The 9650-nt window shown below is 70.1% G+C and carries 7 protein-coding genes; 4 read left to right on the top strand and 3 right to left on the bottom strand.

Annotation, left to right across the window (positions count from 1 at the left end):
• Window positions 1–29 precede the first annotated feature (29 nt).
• The 3 genes from AOK17_RS31900 to AOK17_RS31890 all read right to left on the bottom strand — a co-directional run bounded on the left by AOK17_RS31900 (window position 30) and on the right by AOK17_RS31890 (window position 2915).
• Entirely contained in the window at window positions 30–1364 is a 1335-nt protein-coding gene (locus AOK17_RS31900) for a GH1 family beta-glucosidase (protein WP_055616050.1), read from the bottom strand.
• Window positions 1365–1479: 115 nt separating this feature from the next.
• Entirely contained in the window at window positions 1480–1746 is a 267-nt protein-coding gene (locus tag AOK17_RS31895; protein ID WP_055616049.1) for a protealysin inhibitor emfourin, read from the bottom strand.
• A 98-nt stretch (window positions 1747–1844) separates the two neighbouring features.
• The gene (locus AOK17_RS31890; protein ID WP_055616048.1) at window positions 1845–2915 is read right to left on the bottom strand and encodes a M4 family metallopeptidase; all 1071 of its coding nucleotides are present in this window, start codon (window positions 2913–2915) and stop codon (window positions 1845–1847) included.
• 440 nt (window positions 2916–3355) lie between these two features.
• Here AOK17_RS31890 and leuA point away from each other — a divergent pair, with 440 nt between their 5' ends.
• The 4 genes from leuA to AOK17_RS31870 all read left to right on the top strand — a co-directional run.
• Entirely contained in the window at window positions 3356–5077 is a 1722-nt protein-coding gene (gene leuA, locus AOK17_RS31885) for a 2-isopropylmalate synthase (protein WP_055616047.1), read from the top strand.
• A 172-nt stretch (window positions 5078–5249) separates the two neighbouring features.
• Window positions 5250–5960 carry a TerB family tellurite resistance protein gene (locus tag AOK17_RS31880; RefSeq protein ID WP_055616046.1) on the top strand — a complete coding sequence of 237 codons (711 nt, stop codon included), beginning with the start codon at window positions 5250–5252 and terminating at the stop codon, window positions 5958–5960.
• Between the two features lie 307 nt (window positions 5961–6267).
• Window positions 6268–8370 (top strand): MMPL family transporter, encoded by a 2103-nt coding sequence (locus AOK17_RS31875; RefSeq protein WP_055616045.1) that lies wholly within the window; start codon window positions 6268–6270, stop codon window positions 8368–8370.
• A gap of 97 nt (window positions 8371–8467) precedes the next feature.
• Window positions 8468–9650 (top strand): sensor histidine kinase (locus AOK17_RS31870; protein WP_055616051.1); only part of this gene is annotated, 1183 nt, incomplete at its 3' end.

The following is a 9650-nucleotide window of genomic DNA, read 5'->3' as shown; positions in this document are numbered from 1 at the left end:
GGGGCGGCGGGGGCGAGGAACTCCCCGGCTCACCCTCCCTGGGTCTGGGTCTGGATTACGTCCCGTAGCCAGCCGTACGACGCCTTCGGCGTTCGCTTCAGGGTGTCGAAGTCCACGTGGACCAGGCCGAAGCGGCGGGCGTAGCCCTCTGCCCACTCGAAGTTGTCCAGGAGCGACCAGACGAAGTAGCCGCGGACGTCCACGCCCTGGTCCAACGCCCGGTGCAGAGCCCGGAGATGACCGTCGAGGTACGTGATCCGGTCCTGGTCGTCGAGGCCCTCGTACGAGCAGCCGTTCTCCGTGATGACCACGGGCGGGAGCCGGTCGCCGTACCGCTTGTGGAAGTCCACCAGGAGTTCCGTGAGGGCCTCAGGGACCACGGGCCAGCCGAAGTCGGTGACCGGGTAGCCCTCGATCTCCCTTACGGAGAAGGGGAGTTCGGCGGGCATCGTCAGTCCGCCGAACTCGATCTCGGAGCCCTGGGGCGCGCCCACCCTGGTCGGGGCGTAGTAGTTGATCCCGTACCAGTCGATCGGCTCAGAGATGACCTTGAGGTCGGCCTCGACGTCCCCGGGCATCAACTCGCCGAGTCCGTCAGGGTATTGGCCCGTCAGCACCGGGTCAGAGAACAGCCGGTTGAGGAGCAGGTCGTAGAAGCCGGCCGCCTCCAGGTCCTCCGGCTCCTGGGACGCGGGCCAGGTCGGACCGTGCGAGTTGGCGATGCCGATGTCCGTGACTCCGGCCGCGCGCAGGGCCCGTACGGCCAGCCCGTGGCCCAACAGCTGGTGGTGGGCGACGGGCAGTGAGTCGAAGAGGAGTTGCTTGCCGGGCGCGTGCGCGCCCAGGGCGTGGCCCAACAGGGTGTGTTCGGCAGGCTCGTTGAGGGTGATCCACTTGCTGATCCGGTCACCCAGCCGGTCGACCACCACGGCGGCGTACTCGGCGAAGCGCTCGGCCGTGTCCCGGTTCAGCCAGCCGCCCGCCTCCTCGACCGACACCGGCAGGTCCCAGTGGAAGAGGGTCGGGACGGGGCGTATGCCCGCCGTGGTCAGTTCGTCCACGAGACGGTCGTAGAAGTCCAGGCCGCCGGGGGAGTTCACCCGCGGCCAGGAGATCGAGAAACGGTACGCGTCCACGCCGAGGTCGCGCAGGAGCGCGACGTCCTCCGGGTAGCGGTGGTAGTGGTCGCAGGCCACCGCCGCCGTGGAGTTGTCCTTGATGTGCCCCGGTTCGGCCGAGAAGGCGTCCCAGACCGAGGGATCGCGCTTGTCCGCCGCGCCCTCGATCTGGTGGGCCGAGGTGGACACGCCCCAGAGGAAGCCGGCCGGGAACTGGGGTATCGGGTTCGTCGCCGTGTTCGCCATGCGCGCGATCATCTGCAGCGGCGGACAGCGAAGTCAACGGGGTTGGGTGAACTGGCCTTTGCGGGCTGCGCAGTTCCCCGCGCCCCTGGAGGGGCGCCCCCGGCGGCCGGTGTTCTCAGGAACCCTCCTTCAGGACCCTTGAGATCAGCTTGCGCTGCTCCTCGGTCAAGCGTGGGTCCGCGCAGTACACCGTTCTGCCGTTCACGGTGATCTGATAGCTGAAGCCGTCCGGGACCCCGATGGGGGGCGTGCCCCGGCCGGACGCGATCGCCTGTTCGGCCAGGGCGTGCCACTCCTGGGCGTCGGTGCGGCCCGAGGTCTCCACCTCGGCGTGCCGCTCGATGCCCGCGAATCCGCCCGTGCGCCTCACCTGAATACGCATGGGTCCTGTCTAGTACGAAACGGCTCCACTACGAAACGGCTCCACTACGAAACGGCTCTAGTGCGAAACGGCGGGGCGCGTCACGGCCACCGTCACCGTCACAGGGTTCGTACCCCGACCTGCTCCCACGCCTTCGTCACGGCCTGCAGTTCGTCGCCCTCGCCGAACGAGGCGCGTGCCTTGGCCACGGTCAGTGTCGCGAAGTCCGTGAAGTTGGCCTTCGAGCCCAGCTCGCCGCCGGTCAGCACGTCGTACCAGATCCGTCCGGCGCGCTCCCACGCGTGGCCGCCGAGCGCGGTCGCCGCGAGGTAGAAGGCGTGGTTGGGGATGCCGGAGTTGATGTGGACGCCGCCGTTGTCGCGGCCCGTCTGGACGTAGTCGTCCATCGTGGCGGGCTGCGGGTCCTTGCCGAGCACGTCGTCGTCGTACGCCGTGCCCGGGGCCTTCATCGAGCGCAGGGCCGTGCCCGTGACACGCGGGGCCAGCAGGCCCGCGCCGATCAGCCAGTCGGCCTCGGCGGCGGTCTGGCCGAGCGTGTACTGCTTGATGAGCGCGCCGAAGACGTCCGAGAAGTGCTCGTTCAGGGCACCCGGCTGGCCGAAGTACGTGAGGTTCGCCGTGTACTGCGTGACGCCGTGCGCCAGCTCGTGGCCGATGACGTCGACCGGGATGGTGAAGTCGAGGAAGATCTCGCCGTCACCGTCGCCGAAGACCATCTGCTCGCCGTTCCAGAAGGCGTTGTTGTAGTCCTCGCCGAAGTGCACGGTCGCGTTGAGCGGGAGCCCCTCGGCGTTGATCGAGTTCCGCTCGTACGCCTTCTGGAACAGCTCGAAGGTCGCGCCCAGGCCGGCGTACGCGCGGTTGACCGTGGCGTCCTTGCCGGGCTTGTCGCCCTCGCCCCGGACCTTCTTGCCGGGCAGGTCCTGCCTGTGCTTCGCGTCGTGGATCGTGCGGTTCGGCTTGTCCTCGGCGGCGCCCTTCGGCGGGGCCAGGGTGGGCGCGCCGATGACCGTGGTCAGGCGGCGGTGGGTGCGCTCGAAGGCGTCGCGCTCCAGGGTGCGGCGTGCCTTGCCGGCGAGTGCCGGGTCCTCGGCCTGGGCCAGGGTGTCGAGGACGTGGGGTGGAACGATGGTGCAGAAGACGGGCTCGTAGCCCCCGTTTGTCGTCATGACCCGCACCATTGCACTGCGTGATGCGGCTGTCACCAGCCGCAACCATGATTGGTGAAATGCGCGGATAAGAGGGGCTGTGGGGTGAGCGTTGTGTTACGGGGGCGGGCCGCCTGTGACTGGGTGCGCAGTTCCCCGCGCCTCTAGGGGCAGTCCTCCGCGCCTCTAAGGATGGGCGCGCCAACGTGCCGCTATGTGACCTTGTGCACCTTTTATTCAGTAATTCCCTCGCGTCCCGCATACTGATACGAACCCTCGCGTGGGGCTTGGCTCGGCTAGCATGCGGAGCATCATGCGTTACGGGCTGCTTCTCCTTAGCTGCCGCGGCGAGGGCCTGTAGTCGAGGCCGACCCCCTCCCCGCGGAGTTCGGCGTTGCGCCGTCGGCCGTCCCTCGGATTCTCTCCGAGGATCAAGCGGACCAAGAGGAGCCCCTCGCATCATGGCCAATCGCCAGCAGCCCACCTCCATGCCGATCCACAAGTACCGCCCGTACGACCAGGTCGACATCGCCGACCGTACGTGGCCGGGCAACCGGATCACCGTCGCCCCCCGCTGGCTCTCCACCGACCTGCGTGACGGCAACCAGGCCCTGATCGACCCCATGTCGCCCGCGCGCAAGCGCGAGATGTTCGACCTGCTGGTGAAGATGGGCTACAAGGAGATCGAGGTCGGGTTCCCCGCCTCCGGCGAGACCGACTTCGCGTTCGTGCGCTCGATCATCGAGGACGAGGGCGCGATCCCGGACGACGTCACGATCTCCGTACTGACCCAGGCCCGCGAGGACCTGATCGAGCGGACCGTCGAGTCGCTGAAGGGCGCCAAGCGCGCCACGGTCCACCTGTACAACGCGACCGCCCCGGTCTTCCGCCGGGTCGTCTTCCGCGGTTCCAAGGACGACATCAAGCAGATCGCGGTCGACGGCACCCGGCTGGTCGTGGAGTACGCGGAGAAGCTGCTGGGCCCGGAGACGACCTTCGGTTACCAGTACAGCCCCGAGATCTTCACGGACACCGAGCTGGACTTCGCCCTGGAGGTCTGCGAGGCGGTCATGGACGTCTGGCAGCCGGGTCCGGGCCGCGAGATCATCCTCAACCTGCCTGCCACGGTGGAGCGTTCGACGCCGTCGACACACGCGGACCGCTTCGAGTGGATGTCGCGGAACCTGTCCCGCCGTGAGTACGTGTGCCTGTCCGTCCACCCGCACAACGACCGCGGTACGGCTGTCGCGGCGGCCGAGCTGGCGCTGATGGCCGGGGCCGACCGCATCGAGGGCTGTCTGTTCGGGCAGGGCGAGCGGACCGGCAACGTCGACCTGGTCACGCTGGGGATGAACCTGTTCTCCCAGGGCGTGGACCCGCAGATCGACTTCTCGGACATCGACGAGGTGCGGCGCACCGCGGAGTACTGCAACCAGATGGAGGTCCACCCGCGCCACCCGTACGTGGGCGACCTGGTCTACACGTCCTTCTCCGGCTCCCACCAGGACGCCATCAAGAAGGGCTTCGACGCCATGGAGGCCGACGCCAAGGCCAAGGGCGTCACGGTCGACGACATCGAGTGGGCGGTTCCGTACCTGCCGATCGACCCGAAGGACGTCGGGCGCTCGTACGAGGCCGTCATCCGGGTCAACTCGCAGTCCGGCAAGGGCGGTATCGCGTACGTCCTGAAGAACGACCACAGCCTGGACCTGCCGCGCCGGATGCAGATCGAGTTCTCGAAGATCATCCAGGCGAAGACCGACGCCGAGGGCGGCGAGGTCACCGGCAAGGACATCTGGGCGGTCTTCCAGGACGAGTACCTGCCGAACGCCCAGAACCCCTGGGGCCGTATCCAGGTCAGCAACGGCCAGTCCACGACCGACCGTGACGGCGTCGACACGCTCACCGTCGAGGCCGAGGTGGACGGCGCCGAGACCGTTCTGGTCGGCACCGGAAACGGCCCGATCTCGGCGTTCTTCCACGCCCTGCAGGGGATCGGGATCGACGCCCGGCTGCTGGACTACCAGGAGCACACGATGAGCGAGGGCGCGTCCGCGCAGGCCGCCTCGTACATCGAGGTCGCGATCGGCGACAAGGTCCTGTGGGGAATCGGCATCGACGCGAATACGACACGCGCCTCACTGAAGGCTGTGGTCTCCGCGGTCAACCGCGCGACCCGATAAGGCCGTTCACCTGCGTTTCTCCGGTCCCGTCCGCCTCACAGGCGGGCGGGACCGCGGCGTGTATCAAGCCATGTCACAGAGTGGTCTCGCCCTGGGTACTGACTCTTCCTCAACAATGTGGCTAACATCACGCCAACGCGGCGATGTTGCCGCGGCGTTACGGAGGTGCGACGTGCTGCCAGGACGGGGACGAAACGGCCGGTTTGTCCGCGCCGGCTCCATGGGTGTTTCGCGCCTCCTCGGAACCCGCACGGCGTGGACCACCGTCGGTGACGGCGAGTTCTTCTGCCCCGGCTGCGGAGGCGACCGCAACTACCAGCGCCTCACCGGCCGCCGCCGCTTCACCTGCCTCGGCGTACCGGTCCTCCCGCGCGGTGAGACGGGTCCCGTCGTCGAGTGCGCGGCCTGCGGTCAGCACTACAGCGCGGACGTCCTCGACCACCCCACCACGACCCGCTTCTCGGCGATGCTCCGGGACGCCGTCCACACCGTCGCCCTCGCCGTCCTGGCCGCCGGCGGCACCTGCGCCCGTACGGCCCTGGAGACGGCCGCGAGCGCCGTCCGCTCGGCCGGGTTCGACGACTGCACCGAGGAGCAGCTCGCGGCCCTCGTGGAGGCGCTCGCCGCCGACACCGGGCGGATCTTCGGGGAGCCCTGTGGGCCCGGGCTGGCCATAGAGCTCCATGAGGCTCTGGATCCGCTGGCGCCCCACCTGGCTCCCGGCGGGCGCGAGGCCATCCTTCTCCAGGGTGCTCGTATCGCTCTCGCCGACGGGCCGTATACGCCTGCCGAGCGGGAGACGCTCTCGACGGTTGGCGCTGCGCTGACGATCTGTGCGGATGATGTGACGCGGTTGCTCACGGCGGCGCGGACGCCGTCGTGACACCCGGGTGGGGCCGAGCCCCTCGCTGCCTCCCGGGCGGTGCCCTCCGGGCTGGGGCTGAGTGATAGCTGCGGGTCGGTGAGGGCTGGGTGCGCGGTTCCTCGCGCCCCTGAAAGGCGCGGGCCCGCCTGCCCCGGAACCTTGCGCCCGTTGCGGGGTGCCCCGCCTATTACTCCCCTGGGAGTAATCCGTGTCCCTCGTCGCCCCCGGCAGTACGGCCCAGCTCGCCCTCTCGCCCGACGTAAGCCGTGGTCTTCACCGGAAGTCTGGGGATCTAAGCAGACGTCACCCGGAGGGAGATCGGTCAATGGGGGCCGGACAGACAACCACGGCGAGGACGGGGCGCGGGCGAGCCGTTCCATGGGCGGTGCTCGGGCTGTGGATCGCCGTGCTCGCGCTCGTGGGGCCGTTCGCGGCGAAGCTCGCCGACGTGCAGCACGACCGGGTCACCGACTACCTGCCGGCGAGCGCGGACTCGACGCAAGTGGCGGAGATCCAGGAGAAGTTGCCCGGCGGCGAGACCACCGAGATGGTGCTCGTCTACCACCGGGACGGCGGGCTCAGTGCAGCCGACCGGGAGACCGCTGCCGGTCAGGTCGCGGAGATCGCCGGGCAGCACGAGCTGATCGGCGGCGCTCCGAAGGGGATTCCGTCGAAGGACGGTACGACCCTGATGTACCCGGTCGCCAGCAACGAGCCCGGAACGGACGAGAAACTGCGGGACGCTCTCGTCAACGACGTCCGCGAAGTCGCCCAGGGCGAAGGCGGGTTGAGCGTCGAGGTGGGCGGCACCGGCGCGCTGGCCACCGATGCGGCCGAGGTCTACAACTCGCTCGGCGGACCGCTGCTCTACACGACCGTCGCAGTCGTCGCCATCCTGCTGATCCTGATCTACCGCAGCCCCGTGCTGTGGCTCGTGCCGCTCGTCGTCGCCGGGATCGCCGACTTCATGTCGATGGGTGTCGCCTACGGCCTCAACCAGGCCTTCGGCACGACCGTCTCGGGGCAGAGCTCGGGCGTGATGACGATCCTCGTGTTCGGGGCGGGCACGGACTACGCGCTGCTGCTCGTCTCGCGCTACCGGGAGGAACTGCGGCGCATCGAGCGCCCGTACGACGCCATGGTCGCCGCCCTGCGCGGCTGCGGGCCCGCCGTGCTCGCCTCCTCCGGCACCGTCGCCGTCGGACTGCTGTGTCTGCTCGCCGCCGACCTCAACAGCAGCCGGGGCATGGGCCCGCTCGGCACCGTAGGCGTGCTGTGCGCGCTGATCGCGATGCTGACCCTGCTCCCCGCCATCCTCGTACTGGTCGGACGGCGGGTGTTCTGGCCGCTCGTGCCGGCCTTCGGGAGCGAGCCCAAGCAGCGGCGCAGCCTGTTCTCGGCGATGGGCAGCTCGGCCGGGCGCAGGCCGCTGACCGTGCTCGCCGGCGGTGCCGTACTGCTCGGCGCCCTCGCCCTGGGCTCGCTCAACCTGCCGGGACCGGTCAAGCAGGAGGACTCCTTCGTCGACAAGCCGGAGGCCGTCGCCGCGATGGAGACCCTCGGCAGGTCCTATCCCGAGCGCGGCAGCCAGCCCATCGACGTGGTCACCCCGCAGGGCCGCGCCGACGAGACCCTCGCGGCCGTCCGCGGCACCCCGGGAGTCGGCAGCGCGGAGAAGGGACGTACGGGAGACGGCTGGACCGAGATCTCCGTCTTCGCGAAGAGCGCGCCCCAGTCCGCGGGGGAGACCGCCACCATCAAGTCGCTGAGGGACGAGCTGAAGGGCTCCTACGTCGGCGGGGCCAGCGCCCAGCAGATCGACCTGGAGGACACCAACGCCCGGGACACGAAGGTCGTCGTGCCACTCGTCCTCGTCTCCGTGATGCTCATCCTGATCGGGCTGCTGCGGAGTCTGGTGGCACCGCTGCTCCTGGTGGTCGCGGTCGTCGCGGTGTGGGGCGCGTCCCTCGGGATCGGCGGGCTGGTCTTCGGACCGCTCCTCGGCTTCGAGGGCACCGACCCCGGGCTCGGCCTGCTGTCCTTCGTGTTCCTGGTCGCCCTCGGCGTCGACTACGGCATCTTCCTCATGCACCGGATGAGGGAGGAGTCCCTGGCCGGAGCGGAACCGGCCGCCGCCGCGCTCACCGCGCTGCGCACCACCGGCGGCGTCATCGCCTCCGCCGGACTCGTCCTCGCCGCGACCTTCGCCGTCCTGACGAACATGGGCCTGGTGCAACTGGTCCAGCTCGGTTTCGTGATCGCCGTCGGCGTCCTGCTCGACACCTTCCTCGTACGGACGTACCTGGTCACCAGCGCCAGCGTCGCCCTGGGCCGGAAGGTGTGGTGGCCGGGCGTGCTCTCACGGGAGCCGGAGCCGACTGAACCGGCCGGGCCGCCACGGCAGGCGGCACCCGTCGGTGCGCCCTGACACGGCGGGCCCGTCCGGGCGCCTCTCCTTCTGGAGGGGCGCCCGTACGCCCGCCCGCATACCGGAAGATGGAGCCGTGCGGGTACGGGGAACGACCATGGCGGTACGCGACCGGTCGGCGACGGCTGGTGCCGGAGCAGGCGGTGGCGGTGGTGGCGCGTGGCCACGCCGGCTCGAACGTGTCATGGCCGCCATCAACCGCGACCCGCTGACCGCGCCGCACCGGACCCGCAACGACGCGATCTTCGCCGCGGGCGTCGCCGTGCTCGCGGTCGCCCTCGCCCTGCTTGTCGACGACGGGCGCCGACTCGACCCGCTCGGCTGGGCCCTGCTGCTTGGAGCCCATGTACCGCTCGTGTGGCGGCGCACCCGTCCGGTGCTCGTGATGCTCGCCGTGGTGGCCTGCGTCGCGCCGTACCACGGCCTCGACTTCCACCACGCGGCGCCGACCCCCGCCTCGTACCTCGCCCTCTACACCGTCGCCGTCACCGGCCGCCCGCTGCGCACCGTCCTGGTGGGCATGGGCGTCCTGGGTGTCGCGGTGAGCGTGATGCTCAGCGTCAGCGCGAAGGACGCCATCCAGCTGCTGGAGATCTCCGGCTGGGTCGTCGCCATGCTCTTCTTCGGCGTCGACGTCCGGTTCTACCGACGGTACGTCGCCTCCATCGTCGAGCGGGCCGAGCGGGCCGAGCGCACTCGTGAGGAGGAGGCGCGGCGCCGCGTCGCCGAGGAACGGCTGCGGATCGCCCGGGACCTGCACGACCTGCTCGCCCACAGCATCACGCTCATCGGCGTGCAGACCTCCGTGGCGGCCCACGTCCTCACCGCCGACCCCGAACGCCTCGACCGCAAGGCCGTCGCCCAGGCACTGGACGACATCGCGGGGACCTGCCGGACCGCCCGGGGGGAGCTGCGTACGACGCTGGAGGTGCTGCGGGCGCACGACGCGGTCGTGGGAGTGGGCACAGACCTGGGCGCGGGAGCCGGCCCCGGGTCCGTTTCCGGGGCCGGCGACATGCGGGGGCCGCTGCCCGGGATCGACGGACTGGCCGGTCTCGCGGAGTCGGGCCGGGTGGCCGGGGCCAAGGTCGAACTGTCCGTCCGCGCGGACGGCATACCGCCCTCCGTGGGCGCCGCCGCCTACCGGATCGTGCAGGAGGCGCTCACCAACGCCGTACGTCACGGTGGCCGCGAGGACCTCACCGTGCGCGTGGGCCTGTGGACCGCGGACGGCGCGCTGCGGGTGAGTGTCACGGACGACGGGACGGGCGGGGGAGCGA

Origin of the sequence: Streptomyces phaeochromogenes (assembly GCF_001418655.1) — a bacterium.
GTDB classification, from domain to species: domain Bacteria; phylum Actinomycetota; class Actinomycetes; order Streptomycetales; family Streptomycetaceae; genus Streptomyces; species Streptomyces phaeochromogenes.
This window is presented reverse-complemented; position numbering and strand designations above follow the sequence as displayed.

Coding starts and splice junctions, on each gene's coding strand:
- leuA (WP_055616047.1), top strand. CDS start 3,356: ATGGCCAATCGCCAGCAGCCCACCTCCATGCCGATCCACAAGTACCGC.
- AOK17_RS31875 (WP_055616045.1), top strand. CDS start 6,268: ATGGGGGCCGGACAGACAACCACGGCGAGGACGGGGCGCGGGCGAGCC.
- AOK17_RS31900 (WP_055616050.1), bottom strand. CDS start 1,364: ATGGCGAACACGGCGACGAACCCGATACCCCAGTTCCCGGCCGGCTTC.
- AOK17_RS31895 (WP_055616049.1), bottom strand. CDS start 1,746: ATGCGTATTCAGGTGAGGCGCACGGGCGGATTCGCGGGCATCGAGCGG.
- AOK17_RS31890 (WP_055616048.1), bottom strand. CDS start 2,915: ATGACGACAAACGGGGGCTACGAGCCCGTCTTCTGCACCATCGTTCCA.